The organism is Ruegeria sp. F5 (genome assembly GCF_056533845.1).
Genome location: NZ_JBQFOU010000018.1, coordinates 1 through 23,721 on the forward strand (window position 1 = coordinate 1; position 23,721 = coordinate 23,721).

A 23,721-nucleotide genomic window follows, 5' to 3' on the forward strand; every position below is an offset into this window, starting at 1 on the left:
AATTGAGCCTGGATGCTGGCGCTTTCGTCCGGGCGCTTGAGTATTCGAGCGGTAAAAATGCTTTTTTGTTTGGGAAGCCTTCGCCAGCGTTCTTCCACTCTGCCGCGCAAAGCATGGGGCTAGAGCCTGCTGACGTCACGATGATTGGCGATGATGCCGAAAGCGATATCGCGGGCGCTTTGAAGGCAGGCTTGGGCGCGGCTGTTCTGGTTCGAACCGGAAAGTACCAAGCTGGTGACGAGGCGCGTTATGAACCGAGACCCACTGCGACCGCAGACGGTGTTCATGCCGCTGTGGAACTTGTCATTGAAGGGCGGGATTGAGCGATATTGACACCGGCCCGTTTGACCCAATGTTCGCTGCGAACGCCATATCTGAGGTCCGTCGAACTAACTCAATGCAGGAAGCCCTCAGCCCGTTCTGTTTGTTACGACAAACTCCACGCGTTTTTAGCTATTGGTTGCCTTCGGTCGGCGCGACAAGCGATGCAGTGACGATGTCGCCCAAAGTGCGGACCACGCAGGCGCCTGAATGCGGTGCTCGGGCCAGAACCGATGGCCGCATTCGGCTCAACGCACCGGGCGATTTCTGCATTTCTTGGGCAATTGCGAACGACCGCAGGAAATCCGCATAGGGATCGCTGCCATTGCCGCGTGGTTCGTAGTTCAGACGCCCTTCGCGTATTCCTTCCTCGTAGATCGTTTCATCTTCTTTAATGGTGGCAACGACCCGGTTCTGATCCAGTTTTTCAGGATCAATGGCGGTGGGGTCTTGCGCCAACAGAACAAAATCCGCGAGCTTCCCGACCTCGATTGAGCCTTTTTGATCTTCCTCGAAATGCTGCCACGCTGGCCAGATTGTCAAAGCCTTCAAGGCCGTCATTACGTCAACGCGTTGGTGTGGCCCAAGAATGTCTCCGGAGCGGGTCCGGCGTGTAACGGTCGCATCGAGTATGCGCATGCTGTCGGGGAACGCCACCGGAGCATCATGGTGCGACCCGAACATCATGTCCCGTTCTGCGAGCCAGCCTGTGGGCGAAATATTGTCTGCGTTGACCGGTCCAACCGTGTGATCACGATGCCAATCACCCCAGTAAAACGTGTGCATCGGAAAAAGCGACGGAAACACGCCAAGGCGTTTATATGCATCCACCTGATCTTCACGCATGAACTGACCGTGGATCAGTACCGGGCGGTTTCCCGGGTCGCCGAAATTGGCTTGAGCAACCTCCAGCGCCGCGATCAGCATGTCCGAAGCACCTTCGCCATTGGCGTGCGTGATGATCTGGAAACCGTGCTCGTAGCACCAGTTCACAGCCTCCTGCACCTGCTCCATCGTTACGGCGGCATAGCCAGCGTAGCCCGCGGGATAGTCACCTACCGGATCGTAATAGGGTCGATCCCGAAGCGCCGTGAAGCCTTGCGGTGACCCATCGATGGTCAATTTACAGCCGCCAACGCGGATACCGTCTGCGTATTCGGATGAAGTGTTTTCAGCGATGTAGTCTTGTGCCTCCAACACGTCTGGAAACGCCACGACATCGATCGGGATTTTGCCTTCGGCGGCCACGGCTTTGAGGGCTTCCACCACTTCTGCAGAAGAACGCCCGTCTTGAGCCGTCGTATAGCCAAAACTGGCCCAGAGCTCCGCGCCTGCCTCGGCGAAGGCCAACAGGGCATCCGGGCCAAGTTGACCCAGAATTGGAACAAGCGCGCCGAAGAACGCATATTCCTCAAGAACTCCGTTTAGCTCTCTATTTGCGTCTCGCTGAATGATGCCACCGGCAGGATCCGGCGTGGACGCATCAAACCCCACAAGTTCCAGCGCCCTGGAGTTGGCGACCCCGATGTGCCCGGATTGATGCACAATGATAATTGGCAGGTCAGTTGATACTGCGTCCAACTCTCCGCGGGTTGGATGCCGCAGCTCAGCGAGTTGAGCGTTATCGTAGCCAAACCCGATGACAACACCTGCGCGTTCGACAGCGTCGGTGTTTTCTTCAACCCATACGCGCAACGTCTCTTGTAGACTTGCAATGTCCGTGACCTTGCCGTCAGGCGGGGCCAGCAAATTGGCTGAGAGCGCTTGCAATCCGCCAAACACTACGTGCCCATGACTGTCGACAAACCCCGGAAGCATCGCCCGGCCATCCAAGTCGAACAGTTCGGTGGCATCTCCCTGCTTGCTCATAACCTCTGTCAGACCACCGACCGCCAGAATGCGTCCGTCCTTGACGGCTACAGCCTCGACGGTCGGCTGTTCATCGTTGATCGTCAGGATTGGTCCGCCCGAATAGATCGTGTCGGCAATTTCCTGTGCGGTCGAAGAAGCTGCGATGATCGTGGTGCCAGCGAAAACTACTGATCCGAAAAGTCTAAATGACATCTGTTCGTTCCTTCAATTTGCATCAGAATAAACCCAGACGGTCGCCACATGGGTACTGCAGCATCAGGTGCCTTCGACTCGACCAGTATAAGCTTTTCTGAAGGATCGAGTCGCTGCCACAAGTTTTTTTGATCCACTAAAGCGTGAAAAGGGCTGTCCAGACTCATGAATTCAAATTTGAATTCAGCATTGGGTTCGGAGCCGATTTCGAAGGCAGCGCGGCGCTTCCGTGAGACAGTCGTTTGACACCCGCAATCAGCGCTGCGATGCCTCACCCGTCCGGCAAGGGGACCGTCGCAGGCATCCGTGGTATTGCTTGGCAAAGCGCTTTGGCACCGTCTACACTCCGAGAACGTTGGATATTACTTGGCGGAGCAACGTCATGACCAATGCATCTGTTCCTGCGACCCGGTTTCGCTGGACCATCATTGTCCTTTTGTTTTTGATCAACACGATTAACTATGTCGACCGCTCGGCGATTTCCTACGCGGCTCATGCCATTCAAAGTGAGTTCAGCCTGTCGGCTTCTCACCTGGGTTTGGTGCTAGGTGCATTCGGCATCGGGTATTTTCTTACCACGCTGCCCGGCGGTTATCTCGCAGATCGATTTGGAGCCCGCAGGACGTTTACGCTCGCGGTTTTGCTCTGGTCCGTTGCAATTGGCTGGACCGGCGCGGCGACGGGTTTCGCGATGCTTTATTGCGCGCGTATGGCACTTGGGCTCGCCGAAGGGCCGTCCTTTCCGGCGCATTCGCGGGTATTGGAGCGGTGGTTGCCGCCACATGAACGGTCCACCGCGATGGGCACCGCTTTGGTGGCGATCCCTCTGGCTTTGGCCGTGGGTGCCCCTTTGGCAACATATGTCATCGTCGAGTTTGGATGGCGCATCATGTTCTTTGGCCTCGCCCTGCTGGGCATGCTGTGGTTGCCCGCCTGGCTCTGGCTTTCCAGCGATTCACCGGAACAATCGCGTTTCGTGAATGATGCCGAACGGGACCTTGTGAACGAAGGTCGCAGGGATACGGGTGCACCCGCCAACAGCGACCGGATTTCGCGCCAGGACTTCAGGGTTCTGTTGAAAACCCCAACCCTTCTTGCCAGCTACTGGTCCTATTTTGTATTTGGGTATCTGATCTTTTTCGTGATGACCTGGTTGCCTGAATTCCTGCGGACGACCTATCACTTGGACCTCAAACAGATCGGATGGGCTGCTGCGATACCCTGGGCCGCCGCGGCAGTTACCTTGTATTCAGTGGGGCGCTTGTCGGACTGGTTGCTGATCAGAACCAGGACCCTTCGGATCGCGCGAACTTATCCTATGGCAATGCTACACGGTCTTGTTGCGCTGGCCGTTCTGCCGCTCGCCTTTGTGGACAGTCTTCCGATCGCGCTGATCTGCATATCGATCGCTGTATCCGCAGGACTTGGTGCCAACCCGATCTTTTATGCGGTCATAGCCGACATCGTGCCGCAACGCGCGGGGACCTGCATGGGCATTATGAATAGCGGTTTTGCATTGGCTGGTTTTCTGGCACCCGTCATCACTGGCTTCGCGCTGGACGCAACCGGTACGTTTTCAGTCGCGTTCGGGTTGATCGCCTTCTTTGCAGCATCGTCTGTGATCGGGTTGCTGGTGTGGCACCACCCGGATATCAGCGCCGAGGCCGCAAATCATTCGGAGGGTGGCGCTTTTTAACCTCGGGCCGGGCCTCATTGCGACGTGATTGAAACACTGCTTTTGAACGACCACACGCTGCAGCCAGCCTGAGCCGATTGGCACCGGCCCCAATCGTTCCGTTTTCCGGGACTGCCCAAAGTTAGATCACATTTTTCGCAGATATGCCCAAGAGACATATCCCTTTAACCCGCGCGCCCGCTTCAGGGAAACCCGGCACCAACGGGTGCCTCCGGTCTGCTCGCAACTGTGAACCCTCAACGCGGTTCCATTTGGAAGACCGACGATCACATTGAAACCTATTCCGGGCCCCGCCCGCAATTTCAGCATGTCTCCGTCTTCGACGCCAAAAACTTCGTATTGTCCAAGTGACGCCGCTGCTGCGGGTTCAAAATTGATGATCGCGCCTAGGAAAAACGCTGTTAACGGTGGGAAGATAAAACTTCGCATCTGTATGCCCGATTGTTGCCTCATCGGCGATCGTAGCGCCTCTGATCAACAAGAGGAACTGGCAGAGAACGGAAATTCGCGGGAAGCAGAGGCTGCGAGGTCGCTTGGCGCTTGCTCTCTCGGCGCTCAAGCGGACCAAAAGACAATTTCATGCAAGCGTCGTCGAGTGACCGCTACCCGAGACTTTGGACAGCTTGTTTTGCGAGACCAGCCAAAGGCCATCTTGCCGCCCAAGGTTCGATTTCGCGATGTCTGACTGAGGACAGGCAAATTCCCGCCGGGGAATTGGCAGATATCTTTTCATAACCCGCAATATCGTCGTAAAACTCCGAGACCACTCAAACCGACAATGAAGCTTCTTGCAGAACAGCGCCCGCAAAACGAATACGATTTGGTCGCCCCTGACCGGCATCGCCCGCGTTGCAGTTGCGATGGGGCTCGTTGTTCTTGTCTCTGCCTGCACACAAAACCCAAACGACGCGGATATCGATCCGGAACGTCAGTTGATGGCGCTGCAAGAGGTTTCGAAAAAGCAGGCTCGCGGGCAAAGGGTTTGGTGCGTGCCCTACGCACGCAATCTCAGCGGCATCGAAATTCGCGGCAACGCCAAAGACTGGTGGGGCAAGGCGCATAATATCTTTCAGCGAGGCAATGAACCGGTTGTCGGAGCTGTCATGTCGTTTCGGGCAACCCGCGGAATGCCCCTTGGCCATGTGGCTGTCGTCTCGGATGTTGTCACCGACCGTGAAGTTGTCGTGAACCACGCTAACTGGCACCGCAACAAGGTATCCTTGAAAATGGGCGTCAAGGATGTGTCCAAAAACAATGATTGGACGCTGGTCCGGGTCGAAAGCCATCCGGGCCGGTATGGCAGTTTCTACCCGGTGAACGGATTCATCTACCCGAAAGATGACGGTTAGACCAAACCGAATTCCCTTCGCGCCCATCGAGAACCCGTGGAAGGCGTTGCAAGCGTCCCTCACCTTGAAAACAAGTCTTGTGCATTAACTGACTGTTTAGTGAAGACGAATGATGGCGGTTTTTCGTAGCTCGGAAAGAGTAAAGCCTGAATTTGGATGTCTGCTTTTCTGGTTGGGTATCTGGGTCAAACCCGTTTTCCTTCGTTGCACGGGATCAGTGTCGCTCAGTCGGGTCACGCTTCTCTTCGCAGTCCGGGTGATACCGGGTGGGGCATCGCTGCACGCATGTGTCGGATTGGTTGCGGATAGCATCGGTTAGGGACGCGCTCCTCGTTCCGGACGTTCTCTGCGCACGTGACTGTCCTTGTCAAAATAAGCACCGCGAACATTGCCGCTTCCACCCTGTTCGCGGTTTTGTTCCACAAGGTTCCGTGGTCAGGTTTTTGCCGTTCCGGGTAAGAGCTTGAAAGCCTTCAGTGCCTGCTCGGCCACTTCAACGCCTTGTTCCTGTACGAAATGTCCCGCCTGCTCAACCTCCATCGGCTCGGGACAGCCGCGGATCACCGTCTGCATATGGCGCATCACGTTGGGGCCGAGCATCTTGTCCTGCATTCCGATTGCCATGAAGGTTTCACCTGTCCATTCCTGCGACCAGAACTTGCCTGCGCGTTGCGAGATCGCGACGCCAGGGGCATCCATCGTGGTGGCGACCATCTGCGGGAACCGGCGCACACCGGCCTTGTAGCGCACATCCGGGAAGGGTGCGGCATAGGCTTCGGCTTCAGCGGCGGTGATCTCGGGGGCGTATTTCTGCATGACTGCCGCGAGCGGCACATCAGGGTTCGCAGTGATCGTTGCCTTCCATTCGTCAAAAGCGGGGTTGTTGGCGGGGCCTGCCATAAGCGCGGTGTTCATGATGAGCAGGCGATTGAAACGATCAGGCATCTCCATCGGAAGGGTCAGACCCAAAAGCCCACCCCAATCCTGACAGACCAAGGTGACGTTCCGCAGGTCCAGCCGCGCGATCAGGGCCAGCATGTAATTCCGGTGAAAGTCAAAATGATAGGTTTCGTCGTCGATCGGCTTGTCAGAGCGCCCGAACCCAAGCCAGTCGGGGGCGATCACCCGCACGCCAGCGCGCATAAAGACCGGGATCATCTTGCGATAGAGGTAGCTCCATGTAGGTTCGCCATGCAGGCAAAGAAACACCTCGTCAGCGTCACGCGGACCTTCGTCCAGATTGTGGCCGCGCAGGCCCTCGTAACCAGGTAAGTCTTCTACATAATGCGGGGTGAAACCGTAATCCGGCAGGTTCTCGAATCTTTCGTCGGGTGTGCGGAGGGCTTCGATCACGGCGATACCTCTGGTTTGGGGAGCTTTTGAAGAAGATACTTAGTTTCTCAGAGCGTCAATGTGCAGCAGTGCTCGACAGCGTGTTCAACACCACCACCCCGGTGACAATCAGCCCGATACCGGCAATTCCGGCAAGGTCCAGCTTCTGCCCGAAAATCACGAACCCGAGCAGCGCGACCAGTACGATGCCAAGCCCCGCCCACATCGCATAGGCAACACCGATGGGGATCGATTTAAGCGCGAGCGTCAGGAAGTAAAAGGACAGCCCGTAGAAGGCGACCATGAGCGCCGTTGGCAAGGCTTGGGTGAACTGTTCCGACTTCTGGAGAAAGGCTGTGCCCGTCACCTCGAAAACAATGGCAAGCGTCAGGGCAAGGTAGGGAATGGTGAGGAAATGCATGCGGTTGGTCCTTTGGTCAATGGATCTACGCCGTGGTACGCCCGCACCGACTGGCGTTTTCCGGGGTTTGCAGCTTTAGGGTTTTAGGTCATATGACCTAACTTGACACCGATTTAGGTCAATTGACCTTGGTGGTCAAGAGGCGTATGTGCAGCCGTAAGTTAAAAAATTGCCAAAGGGGGCCGCATGGCCGCACAGGACCGCAAGACCTTAATACTCGACGCGACCGAAGCGCTGCTTCTGGAAATCGGCAATGCGGAACTGACTATGCGAAAGGTGGCCGCTTGTGCGGGGATCAGCCTGGGCAACCTGCAATACCATTTTGCGACACGCGAAGACCTGCTGCTTGCGCTGCTGCTGCGCTTCCTTGAGCCGTACGAGGCCAACTTGAACAGGCGGGACACCGACGGTTCGGCTGATCTGAAGGCGACGCTGCGCAGCTTGTTCCTCGAGGTCCTGTCGCATCCGGATTTCGACCGCTATTCGACCATTTTCAAAGAAGTCTGGGCGGCGGCAAACCATTCGTCCGACATTCAGGCTGCACTCGACGCCTACTATGCGCGCCTCGCAGCCTTTTATCAGTCCTCGTTGGTTAGGGCGGGCGTAGAGCCGTTGCAGGCAGGCCAAGCCGTGCTGATTTTGCTCCCCCTGTTGGAAGGTTCTTGCGTGAACCGCAAGGTGCTTGGCAAATCCGCCGAAGAACTCGCCACCGCCTGGACCGAGGCCTTTGCCCTGATCCTTGGGCAGGAAAGATAGCGGACTTGTGCATGGTGAGGGCTCCAAGTTGCCCACCGCGCTAGTCAACCAGCATCGCGTTCTCTTCGCCTGCAACGAACGGCTGGTTCAACAGGCGGCGCTGCAGAATTTTGAAGATGTGTCGCCACCCTCGAATTGGCACTCTCATCCAGCGGCCAGCGCAACCAATCTTTCAAGTGCAACACGAACTGGTGACGCACACCGGATCGGTGCGCCTCGGACCAAAAATTTGGAGCGAGCCAAATACCCGCTCGTCGTTTTGGACTGAGTGATCCTTGTTCTGCACAGCGTCAGGAACCGAAATGGCCTCCAGAGTTCCTTACGGCAGCGTTTCACGCGCATCTGCGACTACGGCGGTCAGATGTCCTGTCCCGGTGCTTCCAAAGGACCTCCGGGCGCCAGCAAGGCCCGTTCGGACAGCCACGGGTTCAGCTCAAGCGCATCGGTCAAGGCATCCCGCGCCTCGGCCAGACGGTTGAGGCCCAACAGGGTCAGCGCCCGGCCGATCATCGCCGCCACGTGGTTTGGCGACAATTCCAGCGCGGCGTCCAGATCGATTAGGGCGGCCGCGAAATCCTGTCTGAGGTAGTTCACAAAGGCACGCTGGTTGTACCCCTCGGCATAGTTCGGGCAATACGCGACCAGTTGATTCAACTCGCCCAAGGCTCCGATCAGGTCCCATGCCTCGCGCCGGGCCATGCCGCGATTCAGCAGCGTTTGGGATTTTGCGTCGGGCGCGTCCGTCCACAACTCCCACATCTGGTGCGAGATCACCCGGGCGTCGCTTTGCGACTCGGCCCGCTGAACCTGCGCAATCAGCGCATCCACACCGTCGATATGGTCCGGCGCGGCGGGGCAGTCCTGCGCCTCGGCGGCGGTGGCGATTGCCGCGAGCACGGCCAGCATGGGGAACATCCGCTTCATACCCCAATGGTGGGGCTGGATCGGTATCCGTCAACTCGGACTGTCGGGCGCGCCCAGCAGCCCGGTCTCTTTCACCGCCTCCATCGCCACGAAGGTCGAGGTATTGGCGACATGCGGCAGCGACGAGATTTTTTCCGCCAGCACCGCCCGGTATTCCGACATCGACCCGGTCCGAACCTTGAGCAGATAGTCGAAATTGGATGCAATCATATGAGCCTGTTCGATCTCGGGGATCCGGCGAACCGCCATGTTGAACTCTTTCAGCGCCTTTTCGCGGGTGTCCGTCAAGCGCACTTCGACAAAGGCCACGTGGTCCAGCCCAAGGCGAATCGGATCGAGCATGGCCCGGTAGCCGGTGATGACCCCCTCGGCCTCAAGCCGCTTCAGGCGCGCCTGTGTCGGCGATTTCGACAATCCGATCTGCCGGGCCAGGTCCGCGACCGAGACACGGCCATCTTCCGCAAGTACCTTTAGAATGGATTGATCGAACCGGTCCAATCCCGGAAAGTCTTTTTGCATCGCCTATGACCTGAATTTCAGTAGATTAGCCTACACTATCACATTCTTCAGGCCATTGTCCCGCCAATTAGCGGCTATAGTGCTAAAAAGCCCCGGAGTAGACATGTCCCACAGCCTGCGCACCCAGATCGATTCTCAGACCTATGCGGATCAAGCCGCCATTCTTGGCACCTTGATCAGCCAATCCGCCCTGTCCGATGCGGACCGCAGCGCCATCTGCGAGGCCGCCGCCGGGCTTGTGCGCGACATCCGCTCCAGTACCTCACCGGGGATGATGGAGGTGTTTCTGGCGGAATACGGCCTGTCCACCGACGAAGGCGTGGCCCTGATGTGTCTGGCCGAGGCGCTGTTGCGGGTGCCCGATGCGGAAACCATCGACGCGCTGATCGAAGACAAGATCGCCCCGTCCGATTGGGGCAAGCATCTGGGCCAATCCTCGTCCTCGCTGGTCAACGCCTCGACCTGGGCGCTGATGTTGACGGGCAAGGTACTGGACGAAGGCAAAACCTCACCGGTCAGCGCGCTGCGCGGGGCAATCAAACGGCTGGGCGAGCCGGTGATCCGCACCGCTGTCGGGCGCGCGATGAAAGAAATGGGCCGTCAGTTCGTTCTGGGCGAAACCATCCAGTCCGCCATGGACCGCGCCCGCGGGATGGAGGCGAAGGGCTACACCTATTCCTACGACATGCTGGGCGAGGCCGCCCGGACCGAGGCCGACGCCGCCCGCTACCACCTGTCCTATTCGCGCGCCATTGCCGCCATTGCCGAGGCCTGCACCCACGACGACATCCGAGCCAATCCGGGGATTTCGGTCAAGCTGTCGGCCTTGCATCCGCGCTACGAGCTGGCACAGGAAGACCGGGTGATGGACGAACTGGTCCCCCGCCTGCGCGCGCTGGCGCTGCTGGCCAAGGCGGCGGGCATGGGCCTGAATGTGGACGCGGAAGAGGCAGACCGTCTGTCGCTGTCCCTGCAGGTCATCGAAGAGGTCATGGCCGAACCCGCCTTGGCAGGCTGGCACGGCTTCGGCATCGTTGTGCAGGCCTATGGCCCGCGCGCCGGGCTGGTACTGGATACGCTCTACGACATGGCCCAGCGCCATGATCGCAAGCTGATGGTCCGCCTCGTCAAAGGCGCTTATTGGGATACCGAGATCAAGCGCGCGCAGGTCGAAGGGGTCGATGGCTTCCCGGTCTTCACCCACAAGGCGGCGACGGATGTGTCCTATATCGCCAATGCCCGCAAGCTGCTTGGCATGACCGACCGCATCTATCCGCAATTCGCCACCCATAACGCCCACACGGTCAGCGCCATTCTGCATATGGCCGAGGATCAGCCGTTTGAGTTCCAGCGCCTGCATGGCATGGGCGAGACTTTGCACCAGATCGTGATGGACAAGCAAACCACCCGCTGCCGGATTTACGCCCCGGTCGGCGCGCATCGGGACCTGCTGGCCTATCTGGTCCGCCGTCTGTTGGAGAACGGGGCGAATTCATCCTTCGTCAACCAGATCGTCGACGAAAACGTACCGCCCGAGGAGGTCGCTGCCGATCCTTTTGTTGCGGTTCGGACGCCCCCTGCCCCTCTGACGACCGGGCCGGAACTGTTCCAGCCCGAACGCCCGAACTCCGTCGGGTTTGATCTGAAACATACGCCGACGCTCGACCGGATCGACGGCGCACGGGATCCGTTTCGGGCGCAACACTGGTACGCGCAGCCATTGTTGTCGGACACGGCCCAGCCGGAGGCGGATGAGCCCGTTATCAACCCGGCGCAACCGCAGGACAGGCCGGGCGCGGTCGCACCGGCCAGCGCTGCGGATGTCGAACTGGCTTTGGCGACGGCCAGCCCGTGGCAAGCGCCCGCCGACGAGCGCGCCCGTATCCTGAACGCCGCCGCCGATCTGTACGAGGCGCATTATGGCGAGCTTTTTGCCCTGCTGGCGCGCGAGGCCGGTAAATCCCTGCCGGACGCTGTGGCCGAACTGCGCGAAGCGGTGGATTTCCTGCGCTACTACGCGGCCAATATTCCCGATGCCGAACCCGCCGGGCTGTTCACCTGCATCAGTCCGTGGAACTTTCCGCTGGCGATCTTCACCGGCCAGATTTCAGCGGCCCTTGCCACTGGCAATGCGGTTCTGGCCAAGCCCGCGCCACAGACCCCTCTGATCGCGCACCGGGCGGTTCAGTTGCTGCACGAAGCCGGCGTGCCGCGCGATGCGCTGCAATTGCTGCCGGGCGGACCGGCGGTGGGGGCAGCCCTGACCTCGGACGATCGGGTAAACGGGGTGGCCTTCACCGGCTCTACCGCGACCGCGCTGAAAATCCGGGCGGCGATGGCGGACCATATGCGCCCGGGCACGCCGCTGATCGCCGAAACCGGCGGGCTTAACGCGATGATCGTCGACAGCACCGCCCTGCCCGAACAAGCCGTTCAGTCCATCATCGAAAGCGCGTTCCAATCCGCCGGTCAGCGCTGTTCCGCCCTGCGCTGCCTGTACCTGCAAGAGGATATCGCCGACGACGTGTTGACCATGCTACAAGGCGCGATGGATGCGCTGCTGGTGGGCAACCCGTGGCTGATCTCGACCGATTGCGGGCCGGTGATCGACAAACAGGCGCGGCAAGGGATTGCGGATCACGTCGCAAATGCCCGGGCCGAAGGGCGCGTGCTCAAAGACCTCGGCACCCCGCCCGAGGGCACCTTCATTGCCCCGACCCTGATCGAAATCCCCGGCATCGCCGCGCTGGAGCGCGAGATATTCGGGCCCGTCCTGCATGTGGCCCGCTTCCAGTCGCAAGAGATCGACCAGGTCATCGCCGATATCAACGCAACCGGCTACGGCCTGACTTTTGGCCTGCACACAAGGATCGACGACCGTGTGCAGCACGTGACCGAGGCGATCCACGCGGGCAATATCTATGTGAACCGCAACCAGATCGGTGCCATCGTCGGCTCGCAACCTTTCGGAGGCGAGGGTCTTTCGGGCACCGGCCCCAAAGCCGGCGGTCCGAGCTACATGGCCCGGTTTTGCGCGCCGGATCGTCAGACCACGGACGAGACATGGGAGGCCACGGCAGACATCCCGGCGCTGCAGGGCCAACCGGCCCCGGCAACCTCGCAGCTATTGCCCGGCCCGACCGGTGAATCGAACCGGCTGACCGAATTCCCGCGCCCGCCGCTTCTGTGCATGGGTCCGGGCGAAACTGCCGCGCGGGCACAGGCCGAGGCGGTTCTGGCACTGGGTGGCACGGCTATTGAAATGACCGGGATGGCGGACCTGCACCGGTTGGAGAACCTGACCGGCATCTCGGGGGTTCTCTGGTGGGGGGATGAAGAAACCGCCCGTCAGATCGAGGCGCATCTGTCCCGCCGGAATGGCCCCATCCTGCCGCTGATCCCGGGCGAACCCGACCGCGCCCGGGTTCTGGGCGAACGCCATGTGTGCGTCGATACCACTGCCGCAGGCGGCAATGCGGCCCTTCTGGGAGGTGCGGCGTAACCGGCCCTTGACGCTGGGCGGGGAAAAGCCCAGCGTCGCGCCATGTTTCCTATTCGCGATCATAACCCCTCGGGGCGGACACCTTATGTCGTTTATGCGCTGATGGCCGCGAACATACTGATCTTTCTCAGCTATGTCGGGATCATGAATGACGGGCCGCTGATCAACCGGCTGTTTTTCGACTATGCGATCATCCCGGCCCGCATCAGTGACGGCGTCGCGTTCGAGACCTTCGTGACCTCGATGTTCCTGCACGGCGGATGGATGCATCTGGCCGGGAACATGCTGTTCCTGTGGATTTTCGGCGACAACCTCGAAGATGAGATGGGCCATCTGCCCTTCCTGCTCTTTTACCTCGTCGCCGGGGTCGGGGCCGGTCTTATCCATGTGGTCACTGCACCGGATTCGGTTGTGCCGACAATCGGCGCGTCCGGGGCCATCGCGGGCGTCATGGGCGGGTATCTTTTGCTCTTCCCGAAGGCGCAGGTGGATATCCTGCTGATCCTGATCGTCTATTTCCGCGTCTTCTCGATCCCCGCATTCGTCATGCTGGGGGTCTGGCTGGCGATGCAGTTCATGGGCAGCCTGGCCAGCAACCCGGACCAGGGTGGCGTGGCCTATTGGGCGCACACCGGAGGGTTCATCGTCGGTCTGATTCTGTGCGTGCCGCTATGGCTGAAACGCGGGGGCACGCAGTTCTGGAACCGAACGCATGGCCATCCGCCGCACCCCGAGGCCAAATACCGGCTGTCCCGGTCCCGTATCCCCCGGGTGCCGCGCAGATAGCCGGCCGGTGGTTTAGCCCCGGATCACCTTGGCGAACGTGTCAAAGATCGGCTCGTTGGCGCAGATGACCTCACCGTCTTCCAGAACGCTGCCTTCGGGGTTCAGCGACTGAACAAAACCGCCCGCTTCTTTGACAATGATGATCCCGGCGGCCACGTCCCAGGCATTCAGGCGGCGTTCCCAGAAGCCTTCATAGCGGCCCGCGGCGACGTAAGCCATGTCCAGCGCCGCGGCGCCCCAGCGCCGGACGCCAGCGCAAGTCGGCATCAGACGCGCCAGATCCTGCAGCGTGGCAGGCAGGTCGGACCGGCCACCAAAGGGCAGGCCAGTGGAAAAGATCGACTCGATCATGCGATGACGGCCCGAGACGCGGATGCGGGTGTCGTTCATCCACGCGCCCTCGCCTTTTTCGGCAAAGAACATCTCGTCCTTGGCGGCGTCGTAAATCACACCGGCGACGATCTTGCCTTTGTGTTCAAGCGCGATCGACACAGCCCAGTGCGGCAGCCCGTGCAGAAAGTTTGTGGTGCCGTCCAGCGGATCGACGATCCAGCGGCGCGTCGGGTCTTCGCCGTCCTGACCACCGCCTTCTTCGCCCAGCCAGCCATAGGTCGGACGGGCACCCAGCAGTTCTTCCTTCAGAATGTTCTCGGCCGCGATATCTGCCTTTGAGACAAAATCGCCCGCGCCTTTCATCGACACCTGCAGGTTCTCGACTTCACGAAAATCCTTGACCAAAGAACGCCCCGCTTTACGCGCGGCCTTGATCATGATGTTGAGGTTTGCACTGCCAACCATTGTCCAAAGGCTCCTGTCCGGTCAAACCGCGCGTATACTGGGGCAATGCGTCCTTGCCAAGAGGAATGATTTGCATAGCCGCCCTTCTGCAAATGCCGTTACTGGGCCTGCAGCTTGCGGGCCTCGTCCCGGGCCAGTTTCACCAGTTCCTGCACAAAGGGTTTTTCCAGATCCTCGGCCCGGACAGCGGCGTAGAGACGGCGTGTGATGCCGTCTTTGGTCAGGGGTCGCGTCACGTAGTCCGAGTTGTATTTGACCTCGCGCACCACCCAGTCGGGCAGCACCGAAACCCCCCGGTTGGATGCCACCAGCAACAGGATCACGGCGGTCAGCTCCACCTGCCTGATCGAGGCTGGCTCGACCCGTGCCGGGATCAGCAACTGGCTGAACACATCCAGCCGGGTGCGTTCGACCGGATAGGTGATCAGGGTCTGACCGCGAAAGTCTTCGGCCTCGATGAACTCCTTTTCAGCCAGCGGGTGGGCGGAGGCCGCAACGAAGACGGCGTTATAGTCGAACAGTTCCACAAACTCGACACCGGGCAGGTCTTCGGGGTCGGAGGAGACCACCAGATCAACCTCTTCCTTCTGCAGGGCGGGCAGCGCGTCAAACGCCAGTCCGGGGCGAATATCGACATCCACATCGCCCCAGGATTTCCGAAAAGATTCAAGCACCGGAAACAGCCATTCGAAACAGGCATGGCATTCGATGGCGATATGCATCCTGCCGGTGCGCCCGTCGCGGAGCGAGGAAAACTCCTGCTGCGCGGCTTCGACCTGCGGCAGAATCTGTTCCGCCAGACGCAGCAGGCGCAGGCCCGCAGCCGACAGCTTCATCGGCTTTGACCGGCGCAGGAACAGTTCGACCCCGGCCTGATCTTCTAACCCTTTGATCTGATGGCTCAGCGCGGATTGGGTGATGTTCAGCTGATCGGCCGCACGCGCCAGCCCCCCGCATTCGTAGATCGCCTTGATTGTCCGCAGGTGGCGAAACTCAATATGCATCTTTCATCAGGCTCATGTTGTTCTTGAGGAATATGAGTTTGTCTCACATTGCATGTCATGGCACAAGGGCTCAGGCACATGCAGTGAGGCTATGATGATCAGACCTGATATCTCTTTCGAGTTCTTCCCGCCCAAGACGTTGGAGGCCTCATTCCGCCTGTGGGACACGGTTCAGACCCTCGCCCCGCTGGATCCGCGTTTTGTCTCGGTCACATACGGTGCCGGCGGGACGACACGGGAACTGACCCGCGATGCGGTTGCGACCCTGCACAAATCTTCCGGACTGCCGGTTGCGGCACATCTGACCTGCGTTGATGCCTCGCGTCAGGAAACGCTCGAGATCGCTGACACCTTCGCGAAAGCGGGCGTTCAGGACATCGTCGCCCTGCGCGGCGACCCGCCAAGCGGTCAGGACCGGTTCGTGCCGCACCCCGAGGGGTTTGCAAACTCGATCGAACTGATTTCCGCGCTGGCCGAGACCGGCAAGTTCAACATCCGGGTCGGTGCCTACCCCGAGAAACACCCCGAAGCCCGCGACACGGCGGCGGATGTCGACTGGCTCAAGGCCAAGCTGGATGCGGGCGCGGATGAGGCGCTGACCCAGTTTTTCTTCGAGGCCGAGACCTTCTTCCGCTTCCGCGATGCCTGCGCCAAGGCTGGGATCGACAAGCCGATTGTACCCGGCATCCTGCCCATCGAGAACTGGAAGGGCACCCGCAGCTTCGCCAAGCGCTGCGGCGCGCTTGTCCCGACCTGGCTTGAAGATGCGTTCGCAAAGGCAGTGCGCGACGACCGCGAAGATCTGCTTGCCACCGCGATCTGCACCGAACTGTGTTCGGACCTGATCGAAGGCGGTGTGGACAAGCTGCATTTCTACACGCTGAACCGCCCGGAACTGACCCGCGACGTCTGTTTCGCGCTGGGAATCACACCCAAGGCCGACTTGCAGAACGTCGCCTGAGCCCTCCACTTCCCTGTACTTGCCCGGATCGCCCTGCGGTCCGGGTGTTTTTTGTGTTCCACAAAGATCAAAACGCACGCGCCCGCGACCCTAAGCCCGTCGGTGCGACACACAATCCCGGTCCCGCCGCCCCATTGTTTTCTGTAACTGCTTCAATTTCGGGCGGAATTTGACAAAGCGCTGACATTCGACATTGTGAACATGTGTTGTTTAATGAGTGAGTTGGTTATGGAGCCTGTCGATAAGATCAGGGCGCGACGTGATGCATTGGCGGACCTCGGGTTAGAGCCCAATGCCAGTGCCGATGACATCAGGGATGCCTGGCGGCAGATCGCCTTTCACGCACATCCTGATCATACCAGCGGGAATTGTGCGAATTTCTCACGCGCCAAGGCGGCCTATGATTTTCTGCGCAAGCAAGGCCTGACGGTGAAAGGCGCGGCCGGGTCGGTGGCACGGATGCCGCGGCGGCCCCGTCTGAAGAAACGCATCATCGAATTGCCGCAGGATGACATTGCCACCTGCAAGGCCATGCTGGGCGCGGACCGGGCCTTGGCGCATAGCCCCGAGGCAAACGGGGCTGGTTCGAAAGATCAGGCCGATAACGCTTCGGACCATGTGCCGGACGCGGTGGGGTGCTTTGGCCGCCATCTGACGTATTTCGTGACCACTCCGGTCTGCCGGGGTGCAAACCGCGTGGCGTTGCCGACCTCGGTGCTGTCGGGCACACGCAACATCGAAACCGAAGTTCTGAGTTTCCAGTCCAGGGATTCCGGGTCCGGTGAAGTCGTGGTGCCCGATACAATCTGCGAACGAAAGTTCCCCGGCGCCAAAAGCGTGCGGATCAGGTTCGAGGCCGATCAGGAAACCCGAGACGAATTCTGGCTGAGCGCGTGATCGGCCACGAAAGTGCCCGGCTCTTTCGGGGGGAGAGCCGGGCTAGGGACGGTTACCCGCGTCTTAGTTTGTCACGGGACCTTCCGAGGTAAACTTGGGAATGACATTGGTCGAGGCTGCCCCGCCTTCAATGCCCGGCCAGTTGCCTTCGGCCAGGTTGATGTTGCCGGGAACGTCTTCCTCCCAAAAGCCGACCACGACGTCGGTGATGTTCAGATACAGCTTGTCATCGACGATCCGCCACAGGTTCGGGTTGGCCGGAACCTTGCCGCCCTTGGACACACCATAGGCACAATGGCCATCATACTGCGGCGCGTAGAAAGCGGGGTTTTCCAGGAATTTGTCGCGGTTTTCTTCCGTGGCAAACGCCCAGGTGGCACCGTTGTATTCTGCGGTTATGTCGGCTTTACCGCGCACACCTTGCGGCTGTGTCTGGCCAACTGCAACCTGATCCAGATCGCGATAGGCGACAACATCATAGCCGGACACGGCAAAGCCGGTGCCGTCGACATATTGCGGGCCGGCAAATGCCGGGACTGCCAGAACCAGTGCCGTCGCAAAAGACAGGGCAAAGCGTTTCATGGGGTCATTCCTTTTACTAGTTTCGAGGTGCCGTTCCGGCATGACTGTCATGACAATAGGCGATTCCTTTCTGCTGCGTAGTCCCCCTCGCGCCGCTGTGACCGGGACGGGTATTTTGTGAGCGGTTTATTACAGACCCGGCCCGATTGATGGGTTGGACTCTGGCTTTTTTGGGCATTAGCTCTAACATGGTCGGGCTCGCGGCCCCGGCAGTCGCAAGAAAGGCAACAAATGAGCGATCAATCCACTTACACCCCCCCGGCCGTTTGGACATGGGACAGCGAAAGCGGCGGGCGGTTCGCAAATATCAACCGGCCCATTGCCGGGGCGACCCATGACAAGGACCTTCCTGTAGGGCACCACCCTCTGCAGCTTTATTCACTGGCCACCCCCAATGGCGTCAAAGTGACCGTCATGCTTGAGGAACTGCTGGCGCTGGGTCATGAAGGTGCCGAATACAACGCCTGGCTGATCAACATCGGCGAAGGCGACCAGTTCAGCTCGGGCTTTGTCGGAGCCAACCCGAACTCCAAAATCCCCGCCCTATGGGACCGGTCCGGCGAGAACCCGGTGCGTGTGTTCGAAAGCGCCTCGATCCTGTTCCATCTGGCCGAGAAGTTTGACGCCCTCCTGCCGAAATCCGGCCCCGAGCGCGCCGAGGTCATGAACTGGGTGTTCTGGCAGATGGGCAGCGCACCGTATCTTGGCGGCGGCTTCGGCCATTTCTATGCCTATGCGCCCGAGAAGTGGGAATATCCGATCAACCGCTTTGCGATGGAAGCCAAGCGCCAGCTGGACGTTCTGGATCGCGAACTGGCCGACAAGACCTACATCGCGGGCGAAGACTATACCATTGCCGATATGGCGATCTGGCCCTGGTACGGCCAACTGGTTCTGGGCCGGCTCTACAGCGCGGCTGAATTCCTTGACGTGGGCTCCTACAAGAACGTCATGCGGTGGGCCAAGGCGATCGACGAACGCCCGGCTGTGCAGCGTGGCCGTATGGTCAACCGTGCCTTTGGCGAGCCCCATACACAATTGCACGAACGTCACGACGCCAGTGATTTTGAGACCCGCACGCAGGACAAGCTGGAACCGGCGGCAGAATAATTCGCTAGATCACGCGGCGCGTTGGTTGCCGCGTGGTCTACCTGAGAACGGGCGGTTTGTCCGGGTCAGAGCCGGGGGCCTCGCGCACCGGGTTTAATGGCTCGGGTTGCGGCAGATCGAACCGCAGGCCGGTTTTGGCCAACAGCGCGGCGGCGGCGTCCTCGGGTGCGAAGAAGCCGACATCCATCGCGCCCGCCTCGACGCCCGAAAACGTCAGCGCCTCGGACGCGGCTTTGGCCAGCGCGGGCTCCGCGCCTTCGACGGCCCCGACAAAACCCAGCATATGCCCGGCGGCTCCGCCTTGTAATTTGGTGGCCACCAGATAAGCAGCCTGCGCCAATCCGCCAGCCGTTGCCAGTTTGGCATCCAAAGCCGCCAAAAGCGTATCGGGAAGGCCCGCAGGCGGCAGGAATTCTGCCAATCTCTCCTGAACCTCTTCGGGGCCGTGCTGCAAGGTTTCAGCCAGCCAACCCAGCGCCTCGGACGGGATCAGCATCGAGGATGGGGCAGTTTCAAGGTTCAATCCCAGCCCGATCCCCTGCCCCGCCAGCATTGCCGACAGCACCCGCCCGGACAGCGCGACATAAGGCACGGGGCGTCCGGCGAACTGGGCCAATCGATCCTCGCGATCAAAGGCCAGTACAAAGCGCCCGTCGGCGACGTCAAACAGCTCGGGATGGATGTTGTCGCCCTGCGCCTCTTCCGTCAGCATCAGGAACAGTTCGCTGTCGGCGAGCCGTTCGAAAAACCTCAGCCGCGCGGCATCGTCCTGCGGGGCGGCTTGCATCGCGGCATGGGCTGTGTCCAGCGCCGTGGTCTCAGTCATTCAGCACCTCTTGTACCCGGGCGCGCAGGACCGGCAGCAGGTCGGCCTGAAACCACGGGTTTTTCTTCAGCCATGCCGTATTGCGCCAGGATGGATGAGGCAAGGCAAAGACCCGCGGCGCATGGTCTCGCCAGTTACGCACGGTTTCAGTGACAGAGCTGCGCGCGCGCAGGTGATACTTGTGCGCATGCCCGCCCACCAACACCGTGAGGGGCACCTTCCCCAAATGCTGCATCACCCGATCATGCCAGGTCTTTCGGCAGATGGCGGGCGGCGGCAGATCGGCATTGCGCGCGTCATAGCCCGGAAAGCAAAAGGCCATCGGCACGATGGAGACACGCCCGCGGTCGTAGAAAACAGCCTCATCAATGCCCAGCCAGTCACGCAGACGATCGCCGGACGGGTCGGTAAAGGGCCGACCCGACTCGTGCACCCGCGCGCCGGGGGCCTGACCGGCAATCAGGATCGGCGTGCCCGGTCGAAACCACACGACAGGCCGGGGCTGATGGGCCGTGGCGGTTTCGGCAAACCGGTCGGCGCATAACCGGCAATTGCTGATTTCACGGGCCAAAGAATTCATCTGATCGCAAGATTCTCTGAACTAGGGTCGATGCATGGTACCTGAAACAGATAAGCGCTATGGCGGCGGCGTCCAACTCCTGACCCGGCTTGCGCATAGTCAACATAGGCAGAGCACATTGATCATTTGTTTCAAAATTCGACATAATGTGGCCAATATGGGCCGGTAAGGTTAACGCTTCATCGCCGATCCATAAGAGCGATAAGAAAATGAGCAGCAGGCCGTGAATGCTTGAGTTCGAGAATGTCAGCAAGTCCTTCTGGACCGGGACGCGCCGCAAGGTGATCCTGGACCAGGTCTCGTTCCGGATCGAGCTTGGCAAATCGCTGGGTGTGCTGGCCCCCAACGGCACCGGAAAAACCACGCTGATCAACATGATGGCGGGGCTTGAGAAACCCGACGAAGGGGTCATCCGGCGCGACTGCCGGGTCTCGTTCCCGATGGGGTTTACCGGCGGCGTGTCCAACAAGATGTCAGCGCTGGAAAACGCGCGCTACATCGCCAAAATCTACGGCATGGACCCCGATTATGTCGAGGCGTATTGCAACTGGCTGTGCGGTCTGGGCGAGTATTTCAACCAGCCGCTGGCGACCTATTCGTCGGGCATGCGGGCCCGGTTCACCTTTTCGCTGATGCTGGCGCTGGATTTCGACATGTACCTGATTGACGAGGGCATGCCCTCGACAACCGATGTCGAGTTTAACAAGAAAGCGGGCTCGATCCTGCAGGAAAGGCTGCGGACCACGACGCTGGTGATCGTGTCCCACAGCCCCGCGACGCTTGAAAAATTTGCGCAGCAGGCGGCGGTTCTACTGGACGGGCAGCTTTACATGTTCGAAACCTTGGAAGAGGCAAAACAGTTATATGACTACGAAACCCAAGGTTAAGAAATACAACTGGCGGCGCAAGGCGCAGGCCGACGGCGGCGCCGAAGCGCGGTCCGAGGCGATGGCGCGCATCCGCAACGCGACGCAGGGGCCTTCTGCAGCGAATGAGCCGCAAGTTGGAACCGAGTTGGATGAGATCAAGCGCGAGGGCCTGACAGGCCGCCAGTTGCGTGTCGCCCGGCGGCTGGCGCAGAAACACGGGTTGGCGGCGACCTCGGATTATGATGCGGTGCGTCTGTTGCGCAAACAGGGCATCGATCCGTTTGAACGGACCAATCTGCTTGATCTGGCGGCGCAAAAAAAGCCCGAGGATGCCGCCGCCAAAGACAAGGTGAAGATCCAACTGCCGCAAACGGTGCGGGACGAGTCAAAAAACCTGCCGGGGCCCGAGATGAGCCCGGCAGAGCGCCGCAATCTGGAAATCGGTCAGATTCAAAAAGACATCGCCAAGCGCCGTCGCCGCAAGCTGTTTGCGCTGTTCGCGCGTCTGGCCGCTTTTGTGGTGCTGCCGACCTTTGTCGTCGGTTTCTATTTCTACCGCATCGCAACGCCGATGTACGCCAGCGATTCCGAGTTTCTGATCCTGCAGGCGGATGGCGGCCCCGGCAGCATTGGGGGCCTTCTGGCCGGAACCCAATTCGCAACGACGCAGGATTCCATTTCCGTGCAGTCCTTCCTCGAATCCAAAGAGGCGCTTTTGCTGCTGGATCAGGACGCCGGGTTTTCCGAGGTGTTCAAACAGGACTGGATCGACCCGATCCAACGGCTGGCCCCGGATGCAACGCTGGAGGACGCCTATAAGCTGTTCAAACGCATGATCACCATCGGCTACGACCCGACCGAAGGGGTCATCCGGATGGAGGTCGCCGCCCCCGACGCGCAGACCTCAACCGCGTTTTCCGAGCGCCTGATTTCCTATGCCGAAGACCGCGTGAATGCCCTGTCCGAAAAAAAGCGATCAGACCAGATGCGCGATGCGCTGCAAAGCTTTGAAGACGCGCAGGGCGCGCGCAGGCAGGCGCAGGAGGATTTGATCGAACTGCAACTGCAAGGCGCGGTTCTGGACCCTGAAAACGTGATCGCAGGCCTGCGAGCCCGTATCAATGAAATCGAGATCCTGTTGCAGGACAAAGAACTGGAACTGGCCGCCCTGAACGACAACCTGCGCCCCAACAAGGCCAAGGTCGACGGCGTCAGCGCCGATATCGCGCGGCTTGAAAAGGTGCTGGCGGAACTGAATGCCGAGATGCTGGATGCCTCGGCAGGCGAAAACTCGCTGGCGCGGCTGAGCGTGCGGATACAGATGGCGCAGGCCGATCTGGTGGCCCGCGACATGATGCTGCAAACGGCCATGCAGCAAATGGAGGCCACGCGGACCGAAGCCAACCGGCAGGTGCGCTATCTGACCGTCTCGGTCAACCCGGTGCCCAGTCAGGAACCGACCTATCCGCGCAAGTTCGAAAATACGATTTTGGCTTTCCTGTTGTTTGCTGGTATCTACCTGATGATCTCGCTTACCGCGTCGGTCCTTCGTGAACAGGTATCCTCGTAAGACACATGAAACATGTAAAAATCTCCGACCTTACGGTCGGCAATGACCTTCCGCTGACCCTCATCGCCGGCCCCTGCCAGCTTGAAACCTCGGATCACGCCCAGATGATCGCGGGCACTATGAAAGAGGCCTGCGATGCCGCCGGCGCGCAATATGTGTTCAAGGCGTCGTACGACAAGGCCAACCGCACCTCGCTGTCTGGCAAACGCGGGATGGGGATCGATGCGGGGCTGCAGGTGTTGGACGGTATCCGCAAAACGATGGGTATCCCGGTATTGACCGATGTGCATACCGAAGCCCAGTGCGCCATCGCGGCTGAGGCTGTGGATGTTCTGCAAATCCCCGCATTCCTGTGCCGCCAGACCGACATGCTGCTGGCCGCCGGGAACACCGGCAAGGCGGTGAACGTCAAAAAGGGCCAGTTCCTCGCCCCGTGGGAAATGCCGAATATCGTCACGAAAATCGAAAGCACCGGCAACCAGAACATCCTGCTGACCGAGCGGGGAACGTCTTTTGGCTACAACACGCTGGTGGCCGACATGCGCGGGCTGCCGCAGATGGCGCAGACCGGCTATCCGGTTGTGATGGACGCGACCCATTCTGTGCAGCAGCCCGGCGGCAAAGGCGGCTCCTCGGGCGGGCAGCGTGAATTTGCGCCGGTGATGGCGCGCGCTGCGGTGTCTTTGGGGGTCGGCGCTGTTTTCATCGAAACCCATCAGGACCCGGACACCGCGCCTTCGGACGGGCCGAACATGATCCCGCTGGATCAGATGGGCCAGTTGATTGACACCTTGATGCGCTTTGATGCGCTGGCCAAAGCCAACCCGATTCAAATTTAACGATTGAGACCAGTT

The 23,721-nt window shown here is 60.0% G+C and carries 23 protein-coding genes; 12 read left to right on the forward strand and 11 right to left on the reverse strand.

Going from position 1 to position 23,721, the window contains the following annotated elements:
* The coding region (locus ACR0K1_RS20615) for an HAD-IA family hydrolase (RefSeq protein ID WP_480851773.1) at positions 1 to 323 on the forward strand (323 nt) is incomplete at its 5' end.
* A 130-nt stretch (positions 324 to 453) separates the two neighbouring features.
* Here the strand turns inward: ACR0K1_RS20615 and ACR0K1_RS20620 are convergent.
* Positions 454 to 2,385, reverse strand: a complete 1,932-nt coding sequence (locus ACR0K1_RS20620; RefSeq protein WP_480851774.1) for an amidohydrolase — start codon at positions 2,383 to 2,385, stop codon at positions 454 to 456.
* Positions 2,386 to 2,767: 382 nt separating this feature from the next.
* Between ACR0K1_RS20620 and ACR0K1_RS20625 the strand changes: the two genes are divergently transcribed.
* Positions 2,768 to 4,081 (forward strand): MFS transporter, encoded by a 1,314-nt coding sequence (locus tag ACR0K1_RS20625; RefSeq protein ID WP_480612444.1) that lies wholly within the window; start codon positions 2,768 to 2,770, stop codon positions 4,079 to 4,081.
* Between the two features lie 126 nt (positions 4,082 to 4,207).
* Here ACR0K1_RS20625 and ACR0K1_RS20630 read toward each other — a convergent pair whose 3' ends face one another.
* Positions 4,208 to 4,534, reverse strand: a complete 327-nt coding sequence (locus ACR0K1_RS20630) for an SH3 domain-containing protein (protein ID WP_480851775.1) — start codon at positions 4,532 to 4,534, stop codon at positions 4,208 to 4,210.
* Positions 4,535 to 4,869: 335 nt separating this feature from the next.
* Here ACR0K1_RS20630 and ACR0K1_RS20635 point away from each other — a divergent pair, with 335 nt between their 5' ends.
* Positions 4,870 to 5,430: a CHAP domain-containing protein gene (locus ACR0K1_RS20635; protein ID WP_480851776.1), complete on the forward strand. Its 561-nt coding sequence runs from the start codon at positions 4,870 to 4,872 to the stop codon at positions 5,428 to 5,430.
* A 435-nt stretch (positions 5,431 to 5,865) separates the two neighbouring features.
* Here ACR0K1_RS20635 and ACR0K1_RS20640 read toward each other — a convergent pair whose 3' ends face one another.
* The gene (locus ACR0K1_RS20640) at positions 5,866 to 6,783 is read right to left on the reverse strand and encodes a haloalkane dehalogenase (protein WP_480612446.1); all 918 of its coding nucleotides are present in this window, start codon (positions 6,781 to 6,783) and stop codon (positions 5,866 to 5,868) included.
* Between the two features lie 55 nt (positions 6,784 to 6,838).
* Complete coding sequence (locus ACR0K1_RS20645; protein WP_480612447.1) at positions 6,839 to 7,183, reverse strand: DMT family transporter; 345 nt, start codon at positions 7,181 to 7,183, stop codon at positions 6,839 to 6,841.
* A gap of 186 nt (positions 7,184 to 7,369) precedes the next feature.
* Here ACR0K1_RS20645 and ACR0K1_RS20650 point away from each other — a divergent pair, with 186 nt between their 5' ends.
* The gene (locus tag ACR0K1_RS20650) at positions 7,370 to 7,939 is read left to right on the forward strand and encodes a TetR/AcrR family transcriptional regulator (protein ID WP_480612448.1); all 570 of its coding nucleotides are present in this window, start codon (positions 7,370 to 7,372) and stop codon (positions 7,937 to 7,939) included.
* A 357-nt stretch (positions 7,940 to 8,296) separates the two neighbouring features.
* Here ACR0K1_RS20650 and ACR0K1_RS20655 read toward each other — a convergent pair whose 3' ends face one another.
* Entirely contained in the window at positions 8,297 to 8,863 is a 567-nt protein-coding gene (locus tag ACR0K1_RS20655) for a tetratricopeptide repeat protein (protein ID WP_480612449.1), read from the reverse strand.
* Positions 8,864 to 8,893: 30 nt separating this feature from the next.
* Positions 8,894 to 9,382 (reverse strand): Lrp/AsnC family transcriptional regulator, encoded by a 489-nt coding sequence (locus ACR0K1_RS20660; protein ID WP_480612450.1) that lies wholly within the window; start codon positions 9,380 to 9,382, stop codon positions 8,894 to 8,896.
* Between the two features lie 103 nt (positions 9,383 to 9,485).
* On the opposite strand from ACR0K1_RS20660, the gene putA reads away from it, so the two are divergent.
* Positions 9,486 to 12,884 (forward strand): bifunctional proline dehydrogenase/L-glutamate gamma-semialdehyde dehydrogenase PutA, encoded by a 3,399-nt coding sequence (gene putA, locus ACR0K1_RS20665; protein ID WP_480851777.1) that lies wholly within the window; start codon positions 9,486 to 9,488, stop codon positions 12,882 to 12,884.
* 42 nt (positions 12,885 to 12,926) lie between these two features.
* A complete protein-coding gene (locus tag ACR0K1_RS20670) occupies positions 12,927 to 13,670 on the forward strand; it encodes a rhomboid family intramembrane serine protease (protein WP_480612452.1) in 744 nt (247 codons plus the stop codon).
* A 12-nt stretch (positions 13,671 to 13,682) separates the two neighbouring features.
* On the opposite strand, the gene ACR0K1_RS20675 is transcribed toward ACR0K1_RS20670, so the two are convergent.
* A complete protein-coding gene (locus ACR0K1_RS20675; RefSeq protein WP_480612453.1) occupies positions 13,683 to 14,468 on the reverse strand; it encodes an inositol monophosphatase family protein in 786 nt (261 codons plus the stop codon).
* A 98-nt stretch (positions 14,469 to 14,566) separates the two neighbouring features.
* A complete protein-coding gene (locus ACR0K1_RS20680; protein WP_480612454.1) occupies positions 14,567 to 15,472 on the reverse strand; it encodes a LysR family transcriptional regulator in 906 nt (301 codons plus the stop codon).
* A gap of 94 nt (positions 15,473 to 15,566) precedes the next feature.
* On the opposite strand from ACR0K1_RS20680, the gene metF reads away from it, so the two are divergent.
* Together metF and ACR0K1_RS20690 are read left to right on the forward strand one after the other, a co-directional pair.
* Positions 15,567 to 16,433, forward strand: coding sequence for a methylenetetrahydrofolate reductase [NAD(P)H] (metF, locus tag ACR0K1_RS20685; protein WP_480612455.1), 867 nt, complete (start codon positions 15,567 to 15,569; stop codon positions 16,431 to 16,433).
* Between the two features lie 213 nt (positions 16,434 to 16,646).
* Positions 16,647 to 17,330 carry a J domain-containing protein gene (locus tag ACR0K1_RS20690; protein ID WP_480612456.1) on the forward strand — a complete coding sequence of 228 codons (684 nt, stop codon included), beginning with the start codon at positions 16,647 to 16,649 and terminating at the stop codon, positions 17,328 to 17,330.
* A 63-nt stretch (positions 17,331 to 17,393) separates the two neighbouring features.
* Here ACR0K1_RS20690 and ACR0K1_RS20695 read toward each other — a convergent pair whose 3' ends face one another.
* On the reverse strand, positions 17,394 to 17,912 hold the full coding sequence (locus ACR0K1_RS20695; RefSeq protein ID WP_480612457.1) for a YHS domain-containing (seleno)protein: 519 nt from the start codon (positions 17,910 to 17,912) through the stop codon (positions 17,394 to 17,396).
* A gap of 231 nt (positions 17,913 to 18,143) precedes the next feature.
* Here ACR0K1_RS20695 and yghU point away from each other — a divergent pair, with 231 nt between their 5' ends.
* Complete coding sequence (gene yghU / locus ACR0K1_RS20700) at positions 18,144 to 19,022, forward strand: glutathione-dependent disulfide-bond oxidoreductase (RefSeq protein ID WP_480612458.1); 879 nt, start codon at positions 18,144 to 18,146, stop codon at positions 19,020 to 19,022.
* A gap of 37 nt (positions 19,023 to 19,059) precedes the next feature.
* Here yghU and ACR0K1_RS20705 read toward each other — a convergent pair whose 3' ends face one another.
* Positions 19,060 to 19,848, reverse strand: a complete 789-nt coding sequence (locus ACR0K1_RS20705) for an SseB family protein (protein WP_480612459.1) — start codon at positions 19,846 to 19,848, stop codon at positions 19,060 to 19,062.
* Positions 19,841 to 20,428, reverse strand: a complete 588-nt coding sequence (locus ACR0K1_RS20710) for a uracil-DNA glycosylase family protein (RefSeq protein WP_480612460.1) — start codon at positions 20,426 to 20,428, stop codon at positions 19,841 to 19,843. The genes ACR0K1_RS20705 and ACR0K1_RS20710 overlap by 8 nt, the downstream gene beginning before the upstream one ends.
* 227 nt (positions 20,429 to 20,655) lie before the next feature.
* Here ACR0K1_RS20710 and ACR0K1_RS20715 point away from each other — a divergent pair, with 227 nt between their 5' ends.
* Genes ACR0K1_RS20715 through kdsA form a run of 3 tightly spaced genes read left to right on the forward strand, consistent with a single transcriptional unit; the run spans position 20,656 to position 23,706 of the window.
* Positions 20,656 to 21,315 (forward strand): ABC transporter ATP-binding protein, encoded by a 660-nt coding sequence (locus ACR0K1_RS20715; protein ID WP_480612461.1) that lies wholly within the window; start codon positions 20,656 to 20,658, stop codon positions 21,313 to 21,315.
* A complete protein-coding gene (locus tag ACR0K1_RS20720; RefSeq protein ID WP_480612462.1) occupies positions 21,293 to 22,867 on the forward strand; it encodes a KpsE/RkpR family capsule polysaccharide export protein in 1,575 nt (524 codons plus the stop codon). Before ACR0K1_RS20715 ends, ACR0K1_RS20720 begins: the two co-directional genes overlap by 23 nt.
* Before the next feature lie 5 nt (positions 22,868 to 22,872).
* Positions 22,873 to 23,706: a 3-deoxy-8-phosphooctulonate synthase gene (gene kdsA / locus ACR0K1_RS20725; RefSeq protein WP_480612463.1), complete on the forward strand. Its 834-nt coding sequence runs from the start codon at positions 22,873 to 22,875 to the stop codon at positions 23,704 to 23,706.
* Positions 23,707 to 23,721: the final 15 nt, after the last annotated feature.

What these genes read in the sequence shown, in the direction of transcription:
- ACR0K1_RS20620 (WP_480851774.1), bottom strand. Translation starts at nt 2,385, where the DNA reads ATGTCATTTAGACTTTTCGGATCAGTAGTTTTCGCTGGCACCACGATC.
- ACR0K1_RS20625 (WP_480612444.1), top strand. Translation starts at nt 2,768, where the DNA reads ATGACCAATGCATCTGTTCCTGCGACCCGGTTTCGCTGGACCATCATT.
- ACR0K1_RS20630 (WP_480851775.1), bottom strand. Translation starts at nt 4,534, where the DNA reads ATGAGGCAACAATCGGGCATACAGATGCGAAGTTTTATCTTCCCACCG.
- ACR0K1_RS20645 (WP_480612447.1), bottom strand. Translation starts at nt 7,183, where the DNA reads ATGCATTTCCTCACCATTCCCTACCTTGCCCTGACGCTTGCCATTGTT.
- ACR0K1_RS20650 (WP_480612448.1), top strand. Translation starts at nt 7,370, where the DNA reads ATGGCCGCACAGGACCGCAAGACCTTAATACTCGACGCGACCGAAGCG.
- ACR0K1_RS20655 (WP_480612449.1), bottom strand. Translation starts at nt 8,863, where the DNA reads ATGAAGCGGATGTTCCCCATGCTGGCCGTGCTCGCGGCAATCGCCACC.
- ACR0K1_RS20660 (WP_480612450.1), bottom strand. Translation starts at nt 9,382, where the DNA reads ATGCAAAAAGACTTTCCGGGATTGGACCGGTTCGATCAATCCATTCTA.
- putA (WP_480851777.1), top strand. Translation starts at nt 9,486, where the DNA reads ATGTCCCACAGCCTGCGCACCCAGATCGATTCTCAGACCTATGCGGAT.
- ACR0K1_RS20670 (WP_480612452.1), top strand. Translation starts at nt 12,927, where the DNA reads ATGTTTCCTATTCGCGATCATAACCCCTCGGGGCGGACACCTTATGTC.
- ACR0K1_RS20675 (WP_480612453.1), bottom strand. Translation starts at nt 14,468, where the DNA reads ATGGTTGGCAGTGCAAACCTCAACATCATGATCAAGGCCGCGCGTAAA.
- ACR0K1_RS20680 (WP_480612454.1), bottom strand. Translation starts at nt 15,472, where the DNA reads ATGCATATTGAGTTTCGCCACCTGCGGACAATCAAGGCGATCTACGAA.
- metF (WP_480612455.1), top strand. Translation starts at nt 15,567, where the DNA reads ATGATCAGACCTGATATCTCTTTCGAGTTCTTCCCGCCCAAGACGTTG.
- ACR0K1_RS20690 (WP_480612456.1), top strand. Translation starts at nt 16,647, where the DNA reads ATGAGTGAGTTGGTTATGGAGCCTGTCGATAAGATCAGGGCGCGACGT.
- ACR0K1_RS20695 (WP_480612457.1), bottom strand. Translation starts at nt 17,912, where the DNA reads ATGAAACGCTTTGCCCTGTCTTTTGCGACGGCACTGGTTCTGGCAGTC.
- yghU (WP_480612458.1), top strand. Translation starts at nt 18,144, where the DNA reads ATGAGCGATCAATCCACTTACACCCCCCCGGCCGTTTGGACATGGGAC.
- ACR0K1_RS20705 (WP_480612459.1), bottom strand. Translation starts at nt 19,848, where the DNA reads ATGACTGAGACCACGGCGCTGGACACAGCCCATGCCGCGATGCAAGCC.
- ACR0K1_RS20710 (WP_480612460.1), bottom strand. Translation starts at nt 20,428, where the DNA reads ATGAATTCTTTGGCCCGTGAAATCAGCAATTGCCGGTTATGCGCCGAC.
- ACR0K1_RS20715 (WP_480612461.1), top strand. Translation starts at nt 20,656, where the DNA reads ATGCTTGAGTTCGAGAATGTCAGCAAGTCCTTCTGGACCGGGACGCGC.
- ACR0K1_RS20720 (WP_480612462.1), top strand. Translation starts at nt 21,293, where the DNA reads ATGACTACGAAACCCAAGGTTAAGAAATACAACTGGCGGCGCAAGGCG.
- kdsA (WP_480612463.1), top strand. Translation starts at nt 22,873, where the DNA reads ATGAAACATGTAAAAATCTCCGACCTTACGGTCGGCAATGACCTTCCG.